The 21,843-nt window shown below is 63.5% G+C and carries 20 protein-coding genes; 14 read left to right on the top strand and 6 right to left on the bottom strand.

Annotated elements, in window-relative coordinates; genetic code table 11:
- The first annotated feature begins 37 nt into the window (after nt 1-37).
- From RF638_RS07155 to RF638_RS07140, 4 genes are read left to right on the top strand one after another with little or no spacing between them, the layout of a single operon-like run.
- Nucleotides 38-1,222 (top strand): TAXI family TRAP transporter solute-binding subunit, encoded by a 1,185-nt coding sequence (locus RF638_RS07155; protein WP_368841660.1) that lies wholly within the window; start codon nt 38-40, stop codon nt 1,220-1,222.
- On the top strand, nt 1,219-3,372 hold the full coding sequence (locus RF638_RS07150) for a TRAP transporter permease (protein ID WP_095796491.1): 2,154 nt from the start codon (nt 1,219-1,221) through the stop codon (nt 3,370-3,372). The genes RF638_RS07155 and RF638_RS07150 overlap by 4 nt, the downstream gene beginning before the upstream one ends.
- On the top strand, nt 3,369-4,172 hold the full coding sequence (locus RF638_RS07145; RefSeq protein WP_095796490.1) for an enoyl-CoA hydratase/isomerase family protein: 804 nt from the start codon (nt 3,369-3,371) through the stop codon (nt 4,170-4,172). Before RF638_RS07150 ends, RF638_RS07145 begins: the two co-directional genes overlap by 4 nt.
- Nucleotides 4,169-5,050 (top strand): 3-hydroxyacyl-CoA dehydrogenase family protein, encoded by an 882-nt coding sequence (locus RF638_RS07140; protein WP_256382220.1) that lies wholly within the window; start codon nt 4,169-4,171, stop codon nt 5,048-5,050. The genes RF638_RS07145 and RF638_RS07140 overlap by 4 nt, the downstream gene beginning before the upstream one ends.
- Here the strand turns inward: RF638_RS07140 and RF638_RS07135 are convergent.
- Entirely contained in the window at nt 5,041-5,964 is a 924-nt protein-coding gene (locus RF638_RS07135) for a LysR substrate-binding domain-containing protein (RefSeq protein WP_368841659.1), read from the bottom strand. The genes RF638_RS07140 and RF638_RS07135 overlap by 10 nt on opposite strands.
- Before the next feature lie 122 nt (nt 5,965-6,086).
- On the opposite strand from RF638_RS07135, the gene RF638_RS07130 reads away from it, so the two are divergent.
- From RF638_RS07130 to RF638_RS07115, 4 genes are all read left to right on the top strand, one after another.
- Nucleotides 6,087-7,262 (top strand): CaiB/BaiF CoA transferase family protein, encoded by a 1,176-nt coding sequence (locus tag RF638_RS07130; RefSeq protein WP_368841658.1) that lies wholly within the window; start codon nt 6,087-6,089, stop codon nt 7,260-7,262.
- On the top strand, nt 7,255-7,686 hold the full coding sequence (locus tag RF638_RS07125; RefSeq protein WP_368629455.1) for a thioesterase family protein: 432 nt from the start codon (nt 7,255-7,257) through the stop codon (nt 7,684-7,686). The genes RF638_RS07130 and RF638_RS07125 overlap by 8 nt, the downstream gene beginning before the upstream one ends.
- Before the next feature lie 60 nt (nt 7,687-7,746).
- On the top strand, nt 7,747-8,949 hold the full coding sequence (locus RF638_RS07120) for an acyl-CoA dehydrogenase family protein (protein ID WP_368841657.1): 1,203 nt from the start codon (nt 7,747-7,749) through the stop codon (nt 8,947-8,949).
- A gap of 166 nt (nt 8,950-9,115) precedes the next feature.
- Nucleotides 9,116-10,306, top strand: a complete 1,191-nt coding sequence (locus RF638_RS07115; protein WP_368629456.1) for a phosphatase PAP2 family protein — start codon at nt 9,116-9,118, stop codon at nt 10,304-10,306.
- On the opposite strand, the gene RF638_RS07110 is transcribed toward RF638_RS07115, so the two are convergent.
- Nucleotides 10,224-11,117, bottom strand: a complete 894-nt coding sequence (locus RF638_RS07110) for an MBL fold metallo-hydrolase (protein ID WP_095796485.1) — start codon at nt 11,115-11,117, stop codon at nt 10,224-10,226. The genes RF638_RS07115 and RF638_RS07110 overlap by 83 nt on opposite strands.
- A gap of 134 nt (nt 11,118-11,251) precedes the next feature.
- Between RF638_RS07110 and gluQRS the strand changes: the two genes are divergently transcribed.
- The 3 genes from gluQRS to RF638_RS07095 all read left to right on the top strand — a co-directional run bounded on the left by gluQRS (nt 11,252) and on the right by RF638_RS07095 (nt 14,596).
- Nucleotides 11,252-12,154 (top strand): tRNA glutamyl-Q(34) synthetase GluQRS, encoded by a 903-nt coding sequence (gene gluQRS / locus RF638_RS07105; RefSeq protein WP_095796651.1) that lies wholly within the window; start codon nt 11,252-11,254, stop codon nt 12,152-12,154.
- Nucleotides 12,155-12,258: 104 nt separating this feature from the next.
- Entirely contained in the window at nt 12,259-13,800 is a 1,542-nt protein-coding gene (gene putP / locus RF638_RS07100) for a sodium/proline symporter PutP (RefSeq protein WP_368841655.1), read from the top strand.
- Between the two features lie 109 nt (nt 13,801-13,909).
- Nucleotides 13,910-14,596: an FMN-binding negative transcriptional regulator gene (locus tag RF638_RS07095; RefSeq protein ID WP_259913939.1), complete on the top strand. Its 687-nt coding sequence runs from the start codon at nt 13,910-13,912 to the stop codon at nt 14,594-14,596.
- Nucleotides 14,597-14,724: 128 nt separating this feature from the next.
- Here the strand turns inward: RF638_RS07095 and RF638_RS07090 are convergent, their stop codons facing one another.
- From RF638_RS07090 to RF638_RS07080, 3 genes are all read right to left on the bottom strand, one after another.
- Nucleotides 14,725-15,693: an L-lactate dehydrogenase gene (locus RF638_RS07090; RefSeq protein ID WP_095796482.1), complete on the bottom strand. Its 969-nt coding sequence runs from the start codon at nt 15,691-15,693 to the stop codon at nt 14,725-14,727.
- Between the two features lie 177 nt (nt 15,694-15,870).
- The gene (locus RF638_RS07085) at nt 15,871-16,779 is read right to left on the bottom strand and encodes a CoA ester lyase (RefSeq protein ID WP_254049244.1); all 909 of its coding nucleotides are present in this window, start codon (nt 16,777-16,779) and stop codon (nt 15,871-15,873) included.
- A 391-nt stretch (nt 16,780-17,170) separates the two neighbouring features.
- The gene (locus tag RF638_RS07080; RefSeq protein WP_368841654.1) at nt 17,171-17,749 is read right to left on the bottom strand and encodes a hypothetical protein; all 579 of its coding nucleotides are present in this window, start codon (nt 17,747-17,749) and stop codon (nt 17,171-17,173) included.
- A 28-nt stretch (nt 17,750-17,777) separates the two neighbouring features.
- Here RF638_RS07080 and RF638_RS07075 point away from each other — a divergent pair, with 28 nt between their 5' ends.
- The gene (locus tag RF638_RS07075; RefSeq protein ID WP_368841653.1) at nt 17,778-18,368 is read left to right on the top strand and encodes a TetR/AcrR family transcriptional regulator; all 591 of its coding nucleotides are present in this window, start codon (nt 17,778-17,780) and stop codon (nt 18,366-18,368) included.
- Nucleotides 18,369-18,395: 27 nt separating this feature from the next.
- Here RF638_RS07075 and hrpB read toward each other — a convergent pair whose 3' ends face one another.
- A complete protein-coding gene (gene hrpB / locus RF638_RS07070) occupies nt 18,396-21,041 on the bottom strand; it encodes an ATP-dependent helicase HrpB (RefSeq protein ID WP_368841652.1) in 2,646 nt (881 codons plus the stop codon).
- Nucleotides 21,042-21,107: 66 nt separating this feature from the next.
- On the opposite strand from hrpB, the gene RF638_RS07065 reads away from it, so the two are divergent.
- Together RF638_RS07065 and RF638_RS07060 are read left to right on the top strand one after the other, a co-directional pair.
- Complete coding sequence (locus tag RF638_RS07065; protein WP_095796477.1) at nt 21,108-21,329, top strand: hypothetical protein; 222 nt, start codon at nt 21,108-21,110, stop codon at nt 21,327-21,329.
- Nucleotides 21,313-21,834: a DUF805 domain-containing protein gene (locus RF638_RS07060; RefSeq protein ID WP_368841651.1), complete on the top strand. Its 522-nt coding sequence runs from the start codon at nt 21,313-21,315 to the stop codon at nt 21,832-21,834. The genes RF638_RS07065 and RF638_RS07060 overlap by 17 nt, the downstream gene beginning before the upstream one ends.
- Nucleotides 21,835-21,843: the final 9 nt, after the last annotated feature.

The following is a 21,843-nucleotide window of genomic DNA, read 5'->3' as shown; positions in this document are numbered from 1 at the left end:
GAGCGGTTCTTCTCCAACAGTGATCTACGGAGGCAATATGCCTAGTTCCATCAGTCGACGCTCATTGCTCACGGGCATGACGTCACTGTCCGCACTGGCCGTACTTTCCGGCTGCGCCTCGGGGCCCCGCGCCACCGATCGCTCCGAACAGCTCGTGTGGTCCACCTACAACGTGGGCACGGGCACCTACAACGACCTCGCCGCCGTAGCCAATACGCTGACCGGTAAAACGGGTCGCCAGATCCGACTCATGACCTCTGACACCGGCATTGGCCGCTTAGCTCCACTGATCAACGGCACCGCTCAGTACTCCCGAGCAGGCGACGAGTACTACTACGCCTTTGAAGGTAACGACGAGTTCGCCTCCGAACAGTGGGGACCCCAACCCCTGCGCCAGGTGTGGACACCCCCGGGCAACTACGGCGTGCTGGTTCGCAAGGACAGCGGCATCGAGACTGTGGCCGACCTCAAGGGCAAAAAGTACCCTCGCCTGGTCGCCAGCACGTCCATGAACCGCAAGTTGGAGGCCATCCTCAATTACGGCGGTCTCACCGGGTCGGACGTCGAAATGGTGGACATCTCCTACGGCGGCCAGATCGAGGCGGTCAAGACCGGACAGCTGGACGCCATGTATCAAAACGTGGTGGGCGCCAACGTGGAGGAACTCGCTTCTCAGTACCCGATCCGCTGGCTGGACCTGGGCGGCAACGACCAGTCCCGCTACGAAACCTGGGAAGAGCTCGCCCCCATGGTCATCCCCGGTCGCTTCACGGACGGCGCGGGCATGGCCGACGGCGAGTCCGCCGTCAACATGCAGTACTCCATTCCCTTGACCACGCTGGCGGAGCGCCCCCACGACGAGGTCACTCGCTTGGTCACAGCGATGGACAAGTACTTCGAGGACTACAAGAACTCCACCCCGGACGCCAAGAACTTCGCCTTCGACCAAATCCTGCTGGACCCGATGGTGGTCCCGTTCCACGAGGCCATGGTCGATTTCCTCAAGGAGAAAGGTCGCTGGACCAAAGACCTTCAAACCCGCAACGACGCCCTGCTGGACAGGGAACAACGGATGGCGGAGGCCTGGCCGGACTTCTGGGAGCAGCATAAGAACGACCCCGAGGTGCCCGCCAAGTGGGTCGATTGGAAGCGCGAGAACCTACCCAAGCTCCCCACCATCGATGACCTTCCCAACTCTTCAGATAACGGAGGTGCGGCATGAGCACCGTCCAGCAACCCGCCAAATCCGCCGGTCAGCCATCCGCTCAGTCCGTGGCGCAGGATGTGGATCCGTTCGCCGATACCCACGCGCACGCCGGCGACGCCGTGCTCCATGACCACAACCCTCGCCTGACCCCCTTCTGGCGCGGGGTCATTATCGCGCTGTCCGTCGCCGGCATCCTCCTGACCATGAACCAGGTGTTCTTCTGGAACATCGGTGGTCTGGCAGTCCTGACGAATACGTTCCTGTACCTGCTCATCGCGTGCTTCGTGCCGATCGTTTTCATCGCCACCCCGCTGGTCAAGAAGAAGGAGCCGGCCAAGGGCGCAGAGACTACTGAACGATCTGACGGCGATGGTTCCTCGGCAGCGCGCCCTGGCAAGACCGCCGACGCCGCTCGCGGAGTTCCGTGGTACGACATCCTTCTGATTCTGGTCACCATTGGCACGTGCGGGTACTTCGCTGTGAACGGTGTGAAGATCCAGGAATACGGCTGGCAGTTCATTGCGCCCACTCTGGCCACCGTGCTCAGTTTCGTGTTCTGGATCATCGTGCTGGAGGCTCTGCGTCGCGGGTCCGGCTGGATCGTGACCGTGATTGCTTTCGCGTTCTCGGTGTACCCATTATTCGCCGGTGCCATTCCGCTCTCCTTCCTGCAGGGCATCTCTTACGACCTGCCCACACTGGCCCAGGTTCACACCATGGGCGCGGACAGTGTCCTGGGGCTGCCGCTTCAGACCGCTGGCACCATCCTGGTGGGTTTCTTGCTGTTCGGTACCGTGCTCCAGCACACCGGCGGCGCGGACTTCTTCCACAACCTGTCCATGGCAATCTTCGGCCGCTACCGCGGTGGTTCCGCCAAGGTCTCCGTGGCAAGCTCCGCAGCCATGGGCATGATGAGCGGTTCGGCCGTCTCCAACGTTCTGACCACCGGCCCCATGACCATCCCAGCCATGAAGAAGTCCGGGTTTAGCTCCAAGGTGGCCGGCGCGGTGGAGGCAACAGCCTCCTCCGGTGGTTCCATCACCCCGCCCATCATGGGCACCGCGGCATTCCTGATGGTGTCCTTCGTGGGTGTGCCTTACACCAACATCCTCATCGCCGCGGCGATCCCAGCCCTGCTCTACTACCTGGGCATCTTCTTCCAGATCGACGGCTATGCCGCGCAGCGCGGTCTGCGCGGCACCGCCAAGCACCTATTGCCCCGTGCGGGTGCCTCGCTGATCGCCGGCTGGCCGTACCTGGCCGCACTCGGTCTACTGACCGTCATGCTCTTCGTGGGAGATTCCGAATCCCAGGTCCCCTTCTGGGTAGTCGGTCTGCTGCTGGTCATCGCATTGATCAAGCCCGGCCTGAAGTTCGGTCCCTCGCAGTGGATCGACCTGGGCGTGGACGTGGGCAAGACCCTCGGTCAGATCGTGGCCATCATTGCCGGTGTGGGTCTGATCCTGGGTGGCTTGAGCGCCACCGGTGTGGCCCTGTCACTGTCGCGTGACCTGGTGGCCTTGGTGGGCGACAACGTCATACTGCTCCTCGTGGCCGGCGCAGCAGTGTGTTTCGTGCTCGGTATGGGGTTGACCATCTCCGCCGCGTACGTGTTCCTGGCCATCGTGATGGTCCCAGCGGTGACCGCCCTGGGCGTCGATCCGATCGCCGCACACCTGTTCGTCATCTACTGGGCCTCGGTCTCCTACATCACCCCGCCCGTGGGATTGGCAGCCTTTGCTGCCGCCGGTATCTCCAAGGCCTCGCCAATGGCTACCTGTTTCTCTGCCATGAAACTCGGAGCGGTCAAATACGTGGTGCCGTTCGGCTTCGCCCTCAACCCCGCCCTGGTTGCCCAGGCGCCCCCGGGAGAAGTTGCCCTGGCCTTCGTGTTCAGCTTGATCGCCGTCTATGCACTGGCAGCGGCCATCGGCGGCTGGATGTCCTTCGTGGACCGCCAGGTCCCGATTCCCTTCCGTGTCCTACTGGCAGTGGGCGGATTCATGATGTTCCTGCCCGGTCTCGTAGTGACCTTAATCGGTCTGGCCATCGTGGTCGTCTCTGCGGTGGTGGTTCGCATCATGAAACCTGCACCGGTGATTGACCCGGACACCGGCCAAATAGCCCGCATTCCCCAAGCCGAAGAAAAGGAGCCCGCTCAGTGACTTCTGCTGACAACACCGTGACGGTGGACATCCAGGATGGCATCGCCGTGATCACCATCGACCGCCCCGAGGTACGCAACGCCATCAACGCGACCGTTCTCGGCCAAATTTCCCAGGCCTTGGATGAGCTGGCCGCCAACGACGACGCTCAGATCGTGATCTTCACGGGCGCCGGCGAAAAGGCCTTTGTGGCCGGTGCTGACATCAATGAGCTGGCCGTCCGCAAGCCGAAGGACGGCCTGCGCGCCGCAATGCAGGGTGTCTACGAAAAGGTCGAACAGTTCCACAAGCCGACCATCGCCGCGGTCAACGGTTATGCCTTCGGCGGGGGCCACGAGCTGGCCTTGTCGTGTGACATCAGGATCGCGTCCACCAACGCCCAGTTCGCCCTACCAGAGACCAGCCTGGGCATCATGCCGGCCGCAGGGGGCACTCAGCGCCTGGCGCGATTGGTGGGAGTGGGTAGAGCCACCGAGATGATTCTGACCAGTAGGCGCGTCAAAGCCCAAGAGGCCCTGACCATGGGACTGGTGACGGACGTCGTCGAACCCGAAGAACTCATGTCAAAGGCCAAGGAAACCGCGCAGACGATCCTCTCCAAGGGACCGTTGGCCACTCAGCTGGCCAAGACCGTGGTGCGCCACGGATTCGACGCCGATCACAGCACGGGAATCCTCTTGGAACGCCTGGCGCAGTCGGTGCTGTACAGCAGCGCCGAGAAGGTCGAGGGAACCAACGCGTTCCTGGAAAAGCGCACGCCCGACTACCGAGCTGCCCAGCGAAAGGACGATGAAGCGTGAGCGACAACAGCAATCCCCTGGAGGGCGTCAAGCACGTCACCGTGATCGGTGCCGGTGCCATGGGCTCCCAGATCGCCATGGTGTCCGCGCTGGCCGGATACACCACCGCCCTCGTGGACATCGCCGAGGAGTACGTGGAGCGCGCCAAATCTCAACTTGAATCCCGCATGAATCGCGATGTCGAAAAGGGCCGCCGTTCTCAGGAGGACGTGGCAGCCGCGTTCGATCGGCTCACATTCACCACCGACCGCGATGGGAGCGCCGCCCAGACGGACTTCGTCATCGAGGCGGCAGTGGAGGATCTGGGTATCAAACGTGAACTGTTCACGGAGCTGGACCAGATCTGCCCACCGCACGCGATCCTGGCCACGAACTCGTCCAATATCGTGTCCTCCCGCGTGGCCGATGCGACCGAACGCCCGGACAAGGTCTGCAATTTTCACTTCTTCAACCCTGCCCTGGTCATGGAGTGCGTGGAAGTGGTTCCCAATGAGCACACCTCCGCTGAGACGGTCGAAACGGCGGTGGCCTTGGCCAAGTCTTTCGGCAAGAAGCCCGTGAAGCTCAAGCAGGAGACCCCCGGTTTCGTGGCCAACCGTCTGCTGGGTGCGCTCCGCACCGAGGCGCTCAAGCTTTACGAAGAGGGCATTGCCGACTTCGAGGACATCGATGTCGCCGCGAAGACCGCGCTGCGCCATCCCATGGGCCCGTTTGAATTGATGGACCTGGTGGGTGTGGACGTCGTTTACTTGATCCGTATGGCCGAGTACGAGCAAACCGGAAATCCGGAGAGCCTCCCGCGGCCCGCCATCAAGGAGCTCTATGAGGCCGGCCGCTTCGGACGAAAGTCCGGGCAGGGCTGGTACAGCTACGACTGAGCGTTCTGCTCACCGGTGTGGCGGGCCTCGGCGAACATCGTGCGCGCGATCTGGATCACTGATCGCAATGCAGGGTTGCGGTCCGAGGCCCGCCACACCAATCTGACTTCCAGCGGGCGCTGCTCCTCAGCGAGCGGCAGGAACACCACGCCGTCAGATGACACGTTGTCGCGCACAGAATCCAGACTCACTGCACACCCGATTTCCGCGCCCACCAGCACGACCAGGGTCCAGGAATCCGGGGCGGTCTGCACCACACGTGGCACGAATCCCGCGCTCATTGCCAATGAGTTCAAACGGTTCGAGAGCGCCGATACCGCTCCGCCCGGCAGGGTGACCCACGATTCCTCGGACAGGCTGGCCATACTCACGCGCGGCTGATGAGCCAACCGGTGATTCTTGGGCAGCACCACCATGACCTCTTCTAACGCGAGAATGCAGGAGTTGAGTTCGGCGGGGATGAAATCCCAGCGCCCGATGACCAAATCGAGCGAATCGTCCAGAAGCCGTTCCAGGCCCAGGTGCGAGAACTGCGAACTGTGCAGATCCAGCATGAGGCCGGGCCGTTTGGCCTTCACCTGCCGAGCAAGCTCACCGACCTTGTGATTGATAGACGCCCCAGCAAAGCCCAAGCGCACGCGCCCGGTCTCGCCGCTCACAGCGTCTCTCACGGCCTGCCTAGCTTCTTCAGAAGTTGCCATCAGCCTCGTGGCCGGTTCGACCAGTGCTTTTCCCGCGGGGGTGAGTGCCACGTGACGAGTACTGCGCTCGAAGAGTTCCGCACCCAAGCTTTTCTCGACCTGTTTGATGAGTCTGCTCAGAGGGGGCTGGGCGACCCGCAATCGGGTAGCCGCTCGTCCGAAATGTAGCTCTTCGGCAACCGCGAGGAACGCCTTGGCCTGGTGCACTTCCATCAATTGCCGCCTTTATTGCGTTTCGAGCATCACCGGGGGACGTAATTTATATTAGACAGAGCCTAATAGCGGTGGTTATGTGGTTCAAGACACATTCGATTCCACCCTTAGAGGTCACCTTCATGACGCTGCCAACCACCGAGGCTCCCCGGGGCCCTCTCAGCGGAGTAGTCATTGCTGATTTCACCCGCATTCTCGCGGGACCGTACTGCACCATGCTCCTGGCCGATATGGGCGCCACAGTCATCAAGGTCGAAGGTCCCGGTGGCGACGATTCCCGCCAGTGGATCCCGCCGCACCGTGACGGTGTCAGCACCTATTTCCTGTCCGTGAACCGGAACAAACACTCGGTGGTGCTGGATCTCAAGGACCCGGCAGACCTGGAGACCGCTCATCAGATCGTGGATTCCGCGGACGTTTTCGTTGAGAACTTCAAACCGGGCGGTCTGGAACGCTTCGGGCTCGACGCCGCTTCAGTCGCGGAGCGCTGGCCGCACGTGATCCACGCGAGCATCACAGGGTTCGGGACCGAGGGCGGTCGCACCATGCCGGGCTACGACCTTTTGGTGCAGGGCATGTCAGGATTCATGTCTGTCACCGGTAACCCGGACGGGCCGCCTCAACGTGCAGGCGTAGCCATGTTCGATGTGATCACTGGTTTGCACACCGCCATCGGAATCCTGGGCGCATTACATGAACGTGCACAGTCCGGCCAGGGCCAGCACCTGCAGCTGGACCTTCTGTCCTCCGCCTTGTCCGGGTTGGTCAACCAGACCACCGGCTATGCGGCCTGCGGCAACGTGCCCCAGCGCTTGGGCAATGACCACCCCAGCCTCTACCCCTACGGTCCGTTCCCCACGAGTGACAAGGACTTGATCATCACCGTGGGCAATGACAACCAGTTCGCACGTTTGGTGAAGACCTTGGGTGTGGCCCACCTGGCCGAGGACGAACGCTTTGCCACCATGAAGGGCCGGAACAACCACCGTGACATTCTTCGGCCCATGCTGGTGGAAGCTCTGTCCACCGGGACGGCGGACGAATGGTTCACGAAATTGCAGGCCCAGGGCATTCCGTGCGCGCCCATCCTCAATATCGATGAAGGCGTGCAGTACGCGGAGCGCCTGGGGCTGAACCCAGTGGTAGAGACCGGCTCCGGCGAAGAGGCTGTGCCGACCATCAAGAACCCCATGTCCTTCAGCCGCACACCAGTGGGGTATGACAAAGCACCCCCGGCCTTGGGCGCGGATCAGGCGAGCGTACTCGCTTGGCTCGAGGAGCGCCGTCGTCATGGCTGAAATCAACCAGGCGCAAGGCACCAAGTTTTTGCGTGAGATCGACCTGCGCTGGTCAGACCAGGACGCCAACGGGCACGTCAACAATGCCCGCGCGATCACCCTGGTCGAAGAAGCCCGTGTGCGCGCCGCGCTGCATTGGACGGGAACTTTCCCCAACGGTGAGCGGCCTCGCGTGGTTCGCTCCCTCAACGTGGACTTCTTTCGCCCCATCAATTACGGGCCTGAACTGTGGGCGCACGTGTGGATTTCGCGAATCGGGTCCACGTCCTACACCGTGCACCACGAACTCCACCAGAACGGCAAACCTTGCGTGGTGGCTGAAACCGCGATCGTCCAGCTCAATCCGGACACCCAGAAGCCCGAACCCTTGGACGACCACATGCGTCACGCCCTGGCTGCCGCGCTGATCACTGAACAACCCTGACATTCGAGACCGCGACGGAGCGGTCACCCTCATCCATCTCTTGCTAACGAAAGGCCCACCATGACCGCCATCATCGATCACCCCGACTTCTTCCTCCTGGATCAGGACCTCTCCCCTGAGGACATTGAGCTGCGGGACAAGGTGAGGGCCTTCGGTCAGAAAGAAATCCTGCCCACCATCAACGAGTATTGGGAGCGCGCCGAACACCCGGAACCGGTGTTCGCCAAGCTGCCCGAGCTGGGCATCATCGGCTCCTTCATTCCCGGCTACGGCTGCCCCGGATTCTCGCGTCAGACCGCGGGCATCGTGGCTCGCGAGTTCGGTCGCATTGACGGCTCGTTCAATACGTTCCTGGGCGTGCACTCCAACCTGTGCATGGGCAGCATCTACATGCTCGGCAACGAGGAGCAGCGCAACCGCTGGCTTCCGGTGATGGCCACACTAGAGAAGACGGGCGCCTTCGCTCTGACTGAACCGGACCACGGTTCCGACTCCGTCTCGCTGGAGACCTCCGCCCGCAAGGAAGGTAACCAGTGGGTCATCAACGGCCACAAGCGCTGGATCGGTAACGGCCACGCGGCCGACGTCATCGTTCTCTACGCACGTGACGAGGCCGATGGGCAGGTCAAGGCCTTCGTGGTCGAGAAGCAGGACAACGGCGAGTACCCCGAGGGTTACCGTCCCGAAGTCATCAAGGGCAAGATCGCCAAGCGCGCCATCAACCAAGCGGACATCGTGATCGAGAACCTCAAGGTTCCGGACGAGAACCGCCTGCCGAACTGCAACAGCTTCAAAGACGTCAACCGCGTCCTCAAGGCCACTCGAGGCGGCGCCTCATGGGAAGCCCTGGGCCACGGCATGGCCGCCTTCGAAATCGCTGCGCAATATGCTTTGGACCGCGAACAGTTCGGCGCACCCATCGCCAACTATCAGCTCGTCCAGGAGAAACTCGCCACCATGCTCGCGGACCTCACTGCGATGCAGCTCATGTGCACCCGCATGGCCCACCTGGCGGAGAACGACCAGCTCACGGACGCCATGGCCTCCATGGTCAAGATGTTCACGTCCCGCAAGGCCCTGGACATGTGCCGCACCGCCCGCGACATGCTCGCAGGCAACGGCATCCTCCTGGAAAACCACATCGGCCGCCACCTCACCGACATGGAAGTCGTCTCCACCTACGAGGGCACCGACTCGATGCAGGCACTCATCGTGGGTCGCGAGATCACCGGTATCTCGGCATTCACTCGCAAGCGCAAGTAACCGATAGACACGACCGCTTGAGCCCCGGCACGCACCCCGTGCCGGGGCCCCTTCATGCCGGAGCGCCCTCTCTCAGCCCCACCAAAGCCTCCCGTGGCAAGATATTGCGATGGCCGATCATCCGGATCCGGCCGCGCTCGTCGATTTCCCCCGATAAGGCTGCCCGTTGTCATTCCTTCCCGCGCCCGCGCGTTCCATGCCCCGCCGCTCCGTGATCCGTCCGCTCATGACCGTGGCCATGTTGGGCGTGTGCGTTGGCATCGCGTCCTACATCAGCCTCATGACCATGACGGGTCAGTCCCTGGATGACGAGGCTCTCGCGCAGGCCAAGGCCGATCGCAACGACTTCTTCCCGTGGATCTTCCTGGCCGCGGCCCAGCATCTACCGGAATTGGTATCGATCGCCGCCGCCGTTCTGGCTCTCGTGTGGACCTTCCGGACGCGTCGTTGGATCCCCGCCCTCGCGGGACTGGGCATGATCCTGGGCGCCAATTTCACCACACAGTTCCTCAAGCGTGTGCTCCTGGAAAAGCCCGATTACGGCATTCAGCAGATCGTCCACAATTCATTTCCGTCCGGGCATACGACGGCCACGGCCACGATCCTCGTGGCGCTCCTGCTGGTAGCGCCCCCGCATCTGCGCGCCAAGACCGCCACGTGGGGATGGTTCCTGGCCGCGATCACCGGCATGCTCACCGTCCTGAACGGCTGGCACCGCCCGTCCGACGCCGCCGCCGCCCTTCTCATCGTGGGCGCCTGGGGTGTGCTCGCGGTCCTTGCCATCAGGTTCGCCGACGCCGCCCTGTCCCGTCCCGGAGCTCACCCCAGCGACGTATACCGCCGGGTCAGACAGAAGATGGACGCCCGTCGCGAGAACCTTCAGCAACGGGAGGACCGCGGCGACAGCGCATTCATCCCGCCCGCCGGATCTCACCAGCAACAGCACAACCCCCACCAACCAGGCATCGGACAACCAGGACCCCGGGGAGACGGAAACCCGCGCTTCGGCACCCAAGGCCCCGCGGCGGCGTCGTACTCAAACGCACCATATGTGAACGCCCCGTACCCGCAGGCCCAGCAGCCATACCCGCCCGCGGGATTCCAACAGAACCCGTACGCGCAGTACAACGGACCGGGTCATGGCCATCGTGCGCCGGTGCATCCCCGCCGGGGCACGGTGATCACGCTGCTGGTGCTGGCAATCGGTCTGGCCGTGACCGTGGCGCTGATGCCATCGCCCGCAGTGGCAGGCACGTGGGCGGGGCGGGCGACCGTTATTGCGGGATACCTTGGGATTGCGGCTGCGGCTGCTCTGAGCTGGCGATCTGTGGCGCGCTGGCTGCGGTCTCTATCCTGACGGTGGCCAACCGGTCCAGGAAGACCCGGGCCACCCCCGCCTGATACGGGAGCCGGAACATGGAAGCGGTCACAGTGCCCGCCGAGGTGGGATCGGCCTGTTCCGCGCGCTTGACCGCGAGCGCCATGGTGTCCGCCTGTTGCAGCACGAACGTGTTGGACACCGGGCTGCCGTGGCCGGGCACGAAAACCTTGTAGCGCTCGAGCGTCGCCAGTGAGCGCAACGTTTCCACCCAGCGTTGCGGGTAGGAATCCTCGAAGCTGGGATCCGCACCTTCTTCGACCAGGTCACCGCAGAAGACAATGTCCTCCACGCCCACGCACACGTCGTTGTCGGTGTGACCGAGGCCCAAGAAGAACAGCGTCACGGGCTTGTCGCCCAATTCGATACGCGTGAGCGAGGGGCGGCGACCGTTGCCGGGCAAGGTGTTGGTCGGCAACACGAGCTGGGTATCCAGACCCTCGGCATCTCCCATTTCGGGTTCTTGAGTCCCCACAAAACTGCGCTGGTAGTCGCCGTGCTCCCGCATGGCCACCGCACATGCCTTGTGCGCCCAGAATTCCTCGACACCGGCACGCTGGAACACGGCATTACCCATGTAGTGGTCGTAATGCGCGTGGGTGTTGACCACGGTGAGGGGAAGGTTGGTCACCTCACGAACGGCCGCGAGGATCTCGCGACCCTGGCGCGGTCCCGCACCCGTGTCGATCACCAGGGCACGCTGAGATCCCACGATGAGTCCGGAGTTCAACCTCCAGTTCTCCGTGCCAATCACGTGAACGCCGTCGCGCAGCTCGTGGATGCGTGCCATGCCGAACAGCCTAACCGGACCCGAACCCCTCCACATCCACCCAACGATTGAGGTTACGCAATGCTAGCCTGACCCGCGTGTTCGCCTCCCACCCTGCCTCGCCCTCCCCGAAACCCTCTCCCAACGACGCCGCTCTGCCGCCCGCCGGCCGGTTCGCGCCGTCACCGTCGGGAGACCTTCACCTGGGCAATCTGCGCACCGCGTTGGCCGCGTGGGGATTCGCTCGCGCCACGGGGCGAAAGTTCATCCTGCGGGTTGAAGACTTGGACCGTGTGAAGAAGGGCGCCGCGGAGCGCAATATCGCGGATCTGGCGGCCATCGGTCTGGATTGGGATGGGCCCGTTGATTACCAGGCCCCCCGTATTCCGCAGTTCTCGCGAGAGGTGCAACGTCTCACGGCTGCCGGACTGACCTACGAATGCTTTTGCACGCGCAAGGAGATTCACGCCGCGGCGTCGGCACCGCACGGGATCCCCGGGGCCTATCCCGGTACGTGCCGGGAGCTGAACGAGGAGGCTCGCGAGCGGCGTCGGCAAGAGCGCCCGCCGGCCATCCGACTGCGCGCGGACGTGAGCGAATTCACCGTGCACGACTACTTTGCGGGTGCGTACACGGGCGCGGTGGACGACATGGTGTTGGTGCGCAACGACGGCACCCCCGCCTACAACCTGGCGGTGGTCGTGGACGACGCCCACCAGGGCATCGATCAGGTGGTGCGCGGCGACGACCTCTTGTCCTCCGCGCCGCGGCAGGCGTACCTGGCAGGGCTGTTGGGATACCCCGCGCCCGAGTACGTTCACGTGCCCCTCGTGCTGGGGCCAACGGGTGCGCGGTTGGCTAAACGGGACGGAGCTGTAACACTTGAGGAATTACACGCACTGGGTTACAGCGCGCGCGACGTGTTGCTGTGGCTCGGTGCTTCGCTGGGGGTCAACGACCCCCTCAATACCACGGCTGACTTGCTGAAGGACTGGAACCCCGGGGTCTGGAACACGAACCCCGCCACCTTCACCGAATGGCCTCAGAAACAGGCCTGAAACCACCCCTAAGGGTGAGCGATGACACTTAACAGCTTTGGGTAGCTAAATAACGTCCCATACAGTGGACGCCGTCCAAATTTCTCGCACCGGAAGGTACACCTATGTCCGACCAGGCGTATCAACTCATCGCGATTGTGATCTATTTCTTAGGCATGATCGCGATTGGCCTGTGGGCCAACAGTAAGACAAAGAACCTCGACGATTACATGTTGGGCGGTAGAAACCTCAAGCCCGGCGTGGCCGCACTGTCTGCGGGCGCTTCGGATATGTCCGGCTGGTTGCTCATGGGTCTGCCCGGTGCTGTGTACCTGGCGGGCATGGTTGAAGCCTGGATCGCCATTGGTTTGACCATTGGTGCCTGGCTGAACTGGAAGTTCGTGGCGCCGCGTTTGCGCGGGTACACCGAGGTCTCCAACAACTCGATCACCATCCCGTCCTTCCTGGACAACCGACTCAAGGGCAACACCCGCGTGCTGCGCGTGGTGTCCGGTGTGATCATCCTGGTCTTCTTCACGTTCTACGTCTCCTCCGGCATGGTCGCTGGCGGCGTGTTCTTCATGTCCTCGTTCGGTTCTTCCTACCTGGTCGGCATGCTGCTGATCGCGGGCGTGACCGTGCTCTACACCTTCTTCGGTGGCTTCCTGGGCGCTTCTTACACAGACCTCTTCCAGGGTCTGCTCATGCTGTTGGCCCTGCTCATGGTTCCGATTGTGGGCCTGTTCATGGTGGGCGGTCCCGCCGAAATGGTGGACCGTATCCAGAGCGCCCAGCCGGATGCCCTGTCCCTGCTGGCCGGCGGCACCGCCGTGGGCATCATCTCCGCACTGGCTTGGGGCCTGGGTTACTTCGGTCAGCCGCACATCATTGTGCGTTTCATGGCCCTGCGCAGCCCGGCCGACGCCAAGTCCGGCCGCCGCATCGGTGTGGGCTGGATGATCCTCACCGTGATCGGCGCAATCTCCACCGCCCTGGTGGGTATCGCCTACTTCGGTAACCGCCCGGATCAGGAGCCCACCGACCCCGAGGCCGTGTTCCTGGATCTGTCCCAGATCCTGTTCCACCCCGCCCTGGCCGGCCTGGTGCTGGCCGCCGTGCTGGCCGCCATCATGTCCACCGTGTCTTCGCAGCTGATTGTTTCCTCCTCCGCGTTGGTCGAGGACCTGTACAACCTGGCCTCCAAGAAGACCCCTTCTCCCAAGGCACAGGTGTGGATGGGCCGCGCCGGCGTGCTGTTGGTGGCCATCGTCGCTGCCGCTCTCGCGTGGGAACAGAACGCCACCATCCTGGAGCTCGTGAGCTTCGCGTGGGCCGGCTTCGGTTCCGCGTTCGGCCCCGTGGTCGTCTTGAGCCTCTTCTGGCGCAAGCTCACCAACACCGGCGCGATCACCGCGATGATCGTGGGCGCCGTGACCGTGTTCGTGTGGCAGTACACCCCGTGGAGCGAACTCTACGAGATCATCCCCGGTTTCTTCCTGGGCATGTTCGCCGCGATCGTCGGTTCCTTGGCCACGTACAAGCGTGATCCTGAGATCGAGGCCGAGTTCGACGAGGCCGTGCGCCTGGCCAACTCCCCTCACCAGGCACCCACGGAAGCCGCTACGTCCACCCGCGTCGAGTCCGACGTCGCCACCGGTCGCCGCTAAGTTCCACCCGTTGTCGGGGCTCCTTCCCCGCCGATGAAGCAAGGGGTCCGCTCACCACACGGTGAGCGGGCCCCTTGCTTTATGCCCCGATCACAGAGTTAATGCAGTCATGCTGATCAATCCGCTCTACCAACCCGTGGCCGGTCATGACTTCGCCGATCTCATTGCCGACTACCCTCTGGGGATCATTGTGGGTTCCGAGCTGGTGGCCACACATATGCCGATGCTGGCGGTTCGGGAGCCCGATGGTTCCGTGGTCGTCGAAAGCCACATCCCCTTGGCAGATCCGTTGCACACGGTTCTGGCCGCGGGCCGGGAGGTGTTGTTGATCTTCCCCGGGCCCTCCGCATACATCAGCCCGGACTGGTATACCCACGCCGGATTACCCACCTACGATTTCGAGCCCGTCCATATTCGCGGCCAAGCCACCATGATGGACCAGCCCGCGCTGGAGGATCATCTGCGGCGGCTCATCGACCATCATGAGAACCGAGTGCGCCCGCGCCAGGAGGGGCCCGATACCGCGGCGCCCGGCAGTTCCTCCGGGCCGTGGCGGATGAACGACAGCGCGGAGGATTCAATGCATCGGCTTCTCAGAGTCATCGCGGGTTTCCGGCTGCGTCCCCGGTCCGTGGAGTTCAAGTCGAAGATCGGCCAGAACCGGCCCGCGGACGAGGTTCCGATCACCGCGCAGCACCTGTCCCTCATGCGGCACCCGGATGCGCGATACCTTGCCGATCTCATGAAACGCGTGACCGTGCCCCGTGACGATACGGACCCACCCACCGACGGGTGAGCGGGTCCTTCCGTGCCCCTTCTATCCCGTGACCTTTCGAGAACGACGGCGCTCGCGGCGTCGTCGTCCATCACGCGCCTTGGTCGGGTGGCCGGGGAACACACCGAGGCGTGGTCCGCTAAGTAGGCTCAGAAGCCGAGCGAGGCGAGGGCCTTGCGCATGGCCTGGGCCGAATCGCGCAGCTGCTGTTCCTCGTGCTCACCCATGGGGATCGCGAGCGGTTGCTCCACACCGCGGCGGCCCACGATGGACGGGACGGACAGCGCAAGCCCGCTGATGCCGTGGAAGTCGTCCAGGATCGAGGAGACAGGCAGTACTGAGCGCAGATCACGCAAGATGGCCTCGGCAATGCGGATGCCGGACAGACCAATCGCGTAGTTGGTGGCGCCCTTGCCCTCGATCACCTTGTAGGCCGCGTTGACCACCTGATCGGTCATCTCCGCCAGGCGCTGCTCGGTGAAGGGTTTGCGGCCGTCGATCTCCCAATCCCGCAGCGGCACCTGACCGATCGAAGCGGAGGACCACACCGGGAACTCGGAATCGCCGTGCTCTCCGATGATGTATGCGTGCACGCTGGTGGTGTTCACGCGGGCCTCGTTGGCGATCATCCAACGCAGGCGGGAGGTGTCCAGCACGGTGCCGGAGCTCAGGACCTGGCGGTACGGCAGCCCCGTGATCTTCTGAGCGACCACGGTGAGCACGTCGCACGGGTTGGTCACGAGCACGCAGATCGCGTTGGGCGCGTGCTCCAGGAGCTGCGGCATGAGCGTCTTGAGGATCTCGGTATTGGCACCGGCCAGGTCCAGGCGAGTCTGGCCGGGCTTCTGCTTGGCGCCGGCGGTGATCAGGATGACGTCCGAGTCCTTGAGCACGGCCACGTCATCCGAGCCCTCCACGCGGGTGTCGGAAGCGAACATCTGGCCGTGGGAGAGGTCCAGGGCCTCGGCTTCAACCTTGGCGGTGTTGAGGTCGTACAGGGCAATATCGGTCGCGGTGCCGCGGATCATGGCCGCGTACGCCAGCGAGGTTCCCACCGACCCCGCTCCCACAATGCCGATCTTGGTTCTACGGACGGTGGCTTCGGTGCTGGTGGTCATGGAAACTCCCCGGTTACGGCAGATACGTCCCGCAGGCTCACGTGGTGTCTGAGCTGCAGTGGGTCATGTGGTCTTGCCACAGTCCATTGTGACGTATCCGCCGCACCGGGGATAGTTCGTGTGACGAGGTCAACCACCTCGTGTTTCTCGGCGCGTTATTGGCCGAGCGCTCGGTGACTAGCAGTGATAGGTATCGGTGGGAGCCTCGAAGTGCACGTCATAGCCCTCCGGGATGCTCATGCCGAACGAGGTGGCCAAGCCCAACACCTTACGGGCACGAGCCAGACGGGGTAGGTCGGAGCCGTTGCGGATCTGACCGCCGTCGGCCTCGAACTCCTGTAGGAAGTCGGTGGCCCAGGACAGCTCGTTCAGGCTCGGGGACAGGCCTTCGTTGACCGTGGCGGTCTGCTCCGGCATGAGGCACAGCTTGCCGGTCATGCCGAATTCGGAGGTCACACCGGTGGCCTCCGCGAGCTTGGCACCGAGTGCGCCCACGGCCGGTCCGTCGATCGGGCCGGGCAGATTGGCCGCACGCGAGGCAATGGTGAACTGCGAACGGGTATAGGCCAACACCATGGGACTCTCGCCAAAACCGGTGTCACGGCGGTAGTCGCCGATGCCGAACGCCAGGCGGTAGGTGGAGCGCGCCGTGGCAATGTCCTGCAGGTTCTGCACGCCACGGGCTGTTTCCACGAGTGCAACGATGCGGGTTCCCCGCAGCATCTCCGCGGTGCGAGTCACGTGTTCGGGGGATTCGGTCATGGCCAACATGACGCCTTCCAGCCCGGGAGCTTCGCGCAGGGCGCGGAGGTCTTCCTCCCACCATGCGGTGCCGAAACCGTTGATGCGGACCCACCCGTGGTTGAGTTCGTGGCGTTCGTTGCGCGAGGACAGCCACTCGATCACGTTCTGACGGGCTGCGGCTTTGTCCGCCGGTGCCACCGAGTCCTCGACATCGAGGACCACGACATCCGCTGCGCTGTTCGCCGCCACGTCGAAGCGCGCGGGCTGCGCACCGTTGACGAGCAGCCACGAACGGGCCAGCTCCGGACCAACCTTGGGATTCTCAGTGGTCGTAATGGTCATTTCGATGGTTTCTGACAGGGTGGTGGACATGATTCACTTCTCGATCTGTGTCTAAGAACGGACACGCTTCCGCAGCTGCTGTGCGGTGAAAGCGCGGGTCAGCCGAGCGCCTGAACCAACCTGAGAGATGAAGCGGTCGGAGCGGGTCAGCTGCCAGTAGAGAGCCCCAGGACAAGCGGCACCAGTTCAGTGCTTTGATGACCTACGCGTGAGAGATGGCACGCCGGGCAAAAGCGGTAGGGCTACCGTAACCAAGATCACATCAAGACTCAACTTGGGCGGTTTCGCGGGACCATTGCACGCTGATCGACGTAAAAACCCACCCCCAGGGCCGCTGCAAACTGATCGACAGTAAAGCCAGAATCCTCGACGTTGCGGGTCGTACGGTCGATCAGACGGCAGGTACGCGGCTTTTCCCTCGTGCGAGCCTGCCGATGGAGCCCAGCATGTCCCGCCGGACCAGGCCGCTGAATCCTCGGATGAGAGCCCAGTACAGCGAGAACTTCAATCGGGCACTGCGGTCCGTGGGTTCACACTGTGTGGTGGTTTCAAGCAACGTCCGATCATCCCCCAGCTCGGTCAGTGTCCAGTCCATCCCGTACTTGAGCCATCCGGGGGCCGAAAACTGTCGGCACTCGGCCAATGATGAGACGGGGACTGATGCAGGTACAGGGCTCCACGGCTTACCCACCATCACCACAGTGAACCGGCGTGGTGCTGATTCCTCACTCGCGCCGTTGAGCATGAACATCTCCAGGCAGCCGGCGTGCATAAGTCCGGCAATCCCAAATCCGCGAGCCAACAGGAGTGGCCTGGCGGCAGTGAGGTCCAGCCACCGAAGGTCATGTAGCTCGACCCACACATTGTCAACCGACGAATCGATGACCGCGCAGTGATACTCGCGAAATGCGGCATTGGATAGGGTTCGACTGAGTGGAGAGCTGGGCTCGATCCCCATTTTAGAATTCATATTTTAAAACTAGACCTGAGGTGCACGCGTGGCAAGACCTTCCAAGTTCACAACGGAGGACATTCTTGACGCTGCCGCGCGCGCGGTGGCCCACCGTGGCCGGGATGTCGCCCTCGTGCAGATTGCCAGCGAGCTGGGCGGACCTACCGGTTCGCTGTATCACCGCTTCCCGTCCCGTGACGTTCTGCTGGTGAATCTGTGGATCCGATCCATCCGCCGCTTCCATCAGGGGTTCCTGGCAGCAGCAGCCGGCGAGGATCCCGCCCAGGCCGCGATCGACTGTGCCGTGCATATTCCTGTGTTCTGCCGACAGCACCCGCATGACGCAGCTGCCATGACTCTCTATCGACAGCACGAACTGGTCACCCACGGACCCGAGGAACTCCGAGATGACGTGTCTCGGATCAACCACCCGGTTATAGCTGCCCTGAAAGAGCTCGCCGTTCGCAGATATGGCACGTCAGATGAGTTCCATCAAACTCTGATGCTCACGGCCTGCGAAGAGAGCCCCTACGGTTTGGTCCGCCCATACATCGCTTCCAGCCAAACCATTCCGGATTGGATGGACGACGCCGTTCGGGCCTCTTCCCAAGCAATCCTCGCGTTGGGCGACCGCTAGCGAATTCATGTCCTTGTCGGCCGACCTTCACCCACCACTTCGCTTCTTGGTTCGAGCCGTGGCCACCGCGTTCCAGGGGTCTTCGGGCCAGGGATGCTTCGGGTAGCGGCCGCGCATTTCGGAGCGAACCTGCTGGTACGGGCCGGACCAGAACGACTTCAAATCGTCGGTGATCGCCAACGGCCGCCGCGCTGGAGACAACAGATGGAACTGCACGGGCACCCGACCGTCCACCAATCGCGGCGTGTCTGCCCAACCGAAGCATTCTTGTAATTTCACGGCCACCACGGGAGGCTGCTCGGGTTCGTCCAGCGAATAGACCTTCGGATAGTCGATCCGCGCCGTGTTCCCACTCGGCACCGCCAACCGTTGCGGCACTAACTCCTCCAGCCGGCTGGCTTCCGGCCACGGCAAGAGCCTGCGGAGCGCATCAGCCACTTTGATCGACCGCAGCGACGCTCCTCGAGCGATTTCTTGTAATTCCACGCTCAGCCATTCGTCGAGCCGGTCGAGCAGTGCCGAATCATCCATGGCCGGCCACGGATCACCCAGTTGCCGGTGCAACAAGGCGAGGCGCGCGCGGAGTGAGCGAGGGGCGTCGTCCCAGGGCAGTAGTTCCAGGCCCTGACTGTGCAGTGCGCTCCGCACGGCGGGCAGTGCGGTTGTGGGATCGGCAGCGACCGGCGTGGACGAAAGCTCGATTGCTCCGATGGCTCGCACTCGGCGCGCTCGAACTTTGCCGTTCTCGAAAGTTCCGCGGGTCTCCTCGGTGGCCAACAACCCCGCAATGAGCAACGCCGTGGGCTCATCCAGTGGCGCGGCCGCACGAATCACCGCTCCGGTGCCCGCCGCTACTTTCCCTGCGGCGCGGCTGAGCTCCGCGACAGCGAGCCACTCGTGCTGTCGCAGCGGGCTCCCCGGCTCGAGCCCCGCGCGAGTTCCCGATGCCAGCAGCCACTGCTCTCCTGCCTTGTCCATCCGCTTGGCGATCCACTCGGGTTTCCCCAGGCCGACGACGGCGCCCTCCCGCACATCGCGAGCCACCTCGCCGTGCGAGCTGCCCTCCACAGGAGCACTACTCACAGCACTAGCGCGTACAGCGCCCGCTTCAGCCACGGAACTGTGGTCCCCAGAGATCCGTTCCAACCGGGACACTTCCCGCTTCCACCGTGCGGACTCCGCTCCCCCGCCGGAACGCAACCGCCTCACGAACGCGGGAATGTCTGCCCCCGGAATGCGAGCGCCGTCGGCGATTGCGGCGATAACCTCCGCAGCGGCACGCCGCCCGACCAGAGCCGAACCGTCCAGCAAGGCCCGCCCCCATCGGGGCTCCACAGGCATGTCCACCAAGACGCGACCGAGGTCAGTAGTGCGGCCGTGCTCATCGATGGCACCCAGCCGGATGAGCTCGGCTTCGGCGTCCGCGCGAGCACGTGGTGGCAACGGATCCGGCAATCGCAGTCCATCACCGCCCGGTGCGCCCCACACCGCGAGCGCCAGGCAAGCAAACGTGAGGTCGGCGGTGCGCACCTCGGGAACGGTGTGCGCCGGCATAGCGCCCCAGGTGGCGTCGTCGTAGCAGCGGACCACGGTGCCGGGCCCCTGGCGAGCGGCACGACCGGCCCGCTGCTCGGCCGAGGCCTTCGATGCCGAGACCGTCACCAACCCCGAGATCCCGCGCCCCGCGTCGCGCCGCGGCTGGCGCGCCAGGCCTGAGTCGACCACCAGCCGTACCCCGTTGACCGTCAGCGACGATTCCGCAAGCGATGTGGTGACCACGATTCGCGGCGGATCCCCCGGTTGGCGCCCAGCGACCGCTCGGTCCTGCTCCCGGGGCGAGAGCTGACCGTGCAGTTCCAAAATTTCGGCGTCGGACAGCCTGTGGAGTTCGGATGCCACGCGCGAGACTTCGCGCGCGCCAGGCACGAACACGAGGGCGTCCGAGCCGTCATGGACTTTGAGAGCCTTCGAATGGGCCTCCGCAGCCTTGCGAGCCACGTGCGACAGGAACGCGGGAGTCACCCCGCGATCGTCCAGGCGTTGCGGCCCCGGGGCCCATTCAAGGTTCAGCGGATACAACGCGGACGGGCAATCGACGACCGGCGCGGGTTCATCTGCGCCCAGTAATTCGGCAAAACGGGCGGCATCCACGGTCGCGGACATCGCCACCACGGTCAGGTCATCGCGCAGTTCTCGCAGTTCCGCGAGCATGCCCACCAATAGATCGGATTCCACACCTCGCTCGTGCACTTCGTCCAGAACCACCGCCGCTGTACCCGGCAGGTCCGGATCTCTCAGCAGGCGCCGCAGCATGATCCCGGGGGTCACGAACTCGATGCGCGTGCTCGGTTTCGTGGTGCTTTCACCACGAACACTCCAGCCGACGACGTCGCCCGGTTGCGTTCTCGTCAGCGCAGCCAATCGGCGGGCCGCCGCTCGGGCGGCTACCCTGCGCGGCTGCACCACCACAACGCGACCAATGGGCTGGGAGGCGGGAGCGTCGTCGGCAAGAGCGTTGGCGATCACCGGCGGAACCAAGGTGGTCTTACCCGTCCCCGGAGGTGCCTGAACCACCGCGACACGCTGCTGGAGCGCACTCTCCAGATCGGACACGGACTCCGCGAAAGGTAGGCCGTGACCAATCCGTTCCAGGTCAAAGGGGGCGGCACTCATGGTTTCAAGTATTGCCGAGACCTCGGACACGGTTGTTACGGTGGAAACCCCGAAAAGGAGGAACGGATGGATTCCACCGCAAGACTCGGCCGTGTATTGGGCGTTGCGGCGATCATTGTTGGGGCCGGAATCATCCTGATGATGCTGCTGACCGGGGCAGGAAACCTAGCGACTGGATTCTTAAGCCTCACGACCATGGTTACCGGCGCATGCGCGGTTGTCATGGCCAATCGACGAGGCGCCCAGGAGGCCGCGACGTCCAGGAGTTCTGATGGCGAGCTCCGTTAGAAATGCCTCCGTGGACCGAGATTCGCGGTCGTTCCATGATCTACCGTCGGGTGGGATGGATCTCTCCCCGTGGCGGCAGTTCACCACGGCCGTTCGGCTGTTTTATCGGAACTATTTTCGGACCAGGGGGCGAGCCACTCGGGCTGAGTTTTGGTGGCTGGTTCTGTTTCAGGCACTCGTTGCTGGTGCCTGGACTTTGGCTGGCCGTCTGCTGTCAATCGGTGGGCCGCATTTCGTTACCAATGACACCCCGGAACTTCTCACGCAAACGATGATGTTCGTCGGAATGTTCCCGTTCGCATGGCAATTGGTGAACCTCATTCCAAGCATCACGTTGCTCGCTCGCAGGTTCCACGACACTGATTCCAGCGCCGTTTTGCTCTTCACCCTGATCATCCCGATCGCGGGCCTGGTCATCGTTCTTATCTATGCGCTGACCGCGTCCAACCCTCGGGGAGTCCGCTACGACCCACCGGGTGCCACGGCAGCTCGCCCTCCCGCCTAAAGTGGTACC

Source organism: Kocuria sp. CPCC 205235, from assembly GCF_040980905.1.
GTDB classification, from domain to species: Bacteria; Actinomycetota; Actinomycetes; order Actinomycetales; family Micrococcaceae; genus Kocuria; species Kocuria carniphila.
Note: the sequence above shows the minus strand (reverse complement) of the source record. Positions and strands in the feature narration are given on the sequence as shown.

Excerpts from the sequence above, each read along its gene's own strand:
- RF638_RS07155 (WP_368841660.1), top strand. The coding sequence starts at position 38 with ATGCCTAGTTCCATCAGTCGACGCTCATTGCTCACGGGCATGACGTCA.
- RF638_RS07150 (WP_095796491.1), top strand. The coding sequence starts at position 1,219 with ATGAGCACCGTCCAGCAACCCGCCAAATCCGCCGGTCAGCCATCCGCT.
- RF638_RS07135 (WP_368841659.1), bottom strand. The coding sequence starts at position 5,964 with ATGGAAGTGCACCAGGCCAAGGCGTTCCTCGCGGTTGCCGAAGAGCTA.
- RF638_RS07130 (WP_368841658.1), top strand. The coding sequence starts at position 6,087 with ATGACGCTGCCAACCACCGAGGCTCCCCGGGGCCCTCTCAGCGGAGTA.
- RF638_RS07125 (WP_368629455.1), top strand. The coding sequence starts at position 7,255 with ATGGCTGAAATCAACCAGGCGCAAGGCACCAAGTTTTTGCGTGAGATC.
- RF638_RS07120 (WP_368841657.1), top strand. The coding sequence starts at position 7,747 with ATGACCGCCATCATCGATCACCCCGACTTCTTCCTCCTGGATCAGGAC.
- RF638_RS07110 (WP_095796485.1), bottom strand. The coding sequence starts at position 11,117 with ATGGCACGCATCCACGAGCTGCGCGACGGCGTTCACGTGATTGGCACG.
- putP (WP_368841655.1), top strand. The coding sequence starts at position 12,259 with ATGTCCGACCAGGCGTATCAACTCATCGCGATTGTGATCTATTTCTTA.
- RF638_RS07095 (WP_259913939.1), top strand. The coding sequence starts at position 13,910 with ATGCTGATCAATCCGCTCTACCAACCCGTGGCCGGTCATGACTTCGCC.
- RF638_RS07090 (WP_095796482.1), bottom strand. The coding sequence starts at position 15,693 with ATGACCACCAGCACCGAAGCCACCGTCCGTAGAACCAAGATCGGCATT.
- RF638_RS07085 (WP_254049244.1), bottom strand. The coding sequence starts at position 16,779 with ATGACCATTACGACCACTGAGAATCCCAAGGTTGGTCCGGAGCTGGCC.
- RF638_RS07080 (WP_368841654.1), bottom strand. The coding sequence starts at position 17,749 with ATGAATTCTAAAATGGGGATCGAGCCCAGCTCTCCACTCAGTCGAACC.
- hrpB (WP_368841652.1), bottom strand. The coding sequence starts at position 21,041 with ATGAGTGCCGCCCCCTTTGACCTGGAACGGATTGGTCACGGCCTACCT.
- RF638_RS07065 (WP_095796477.1), top strand. The coding sequence starts at position 21,108 with ATGGATTCCACCGCAAGACTCGGCCGTGTATTGGGCGTTGCGGCGATC.
- RF638_RS07060 (WP_368841651.1), top strand. The coding sequence starts at position 21,313 with ATGGCGAGCTCCGTTAGAAATGCCTCCGTGGACCGAGATTCGCGGTCG.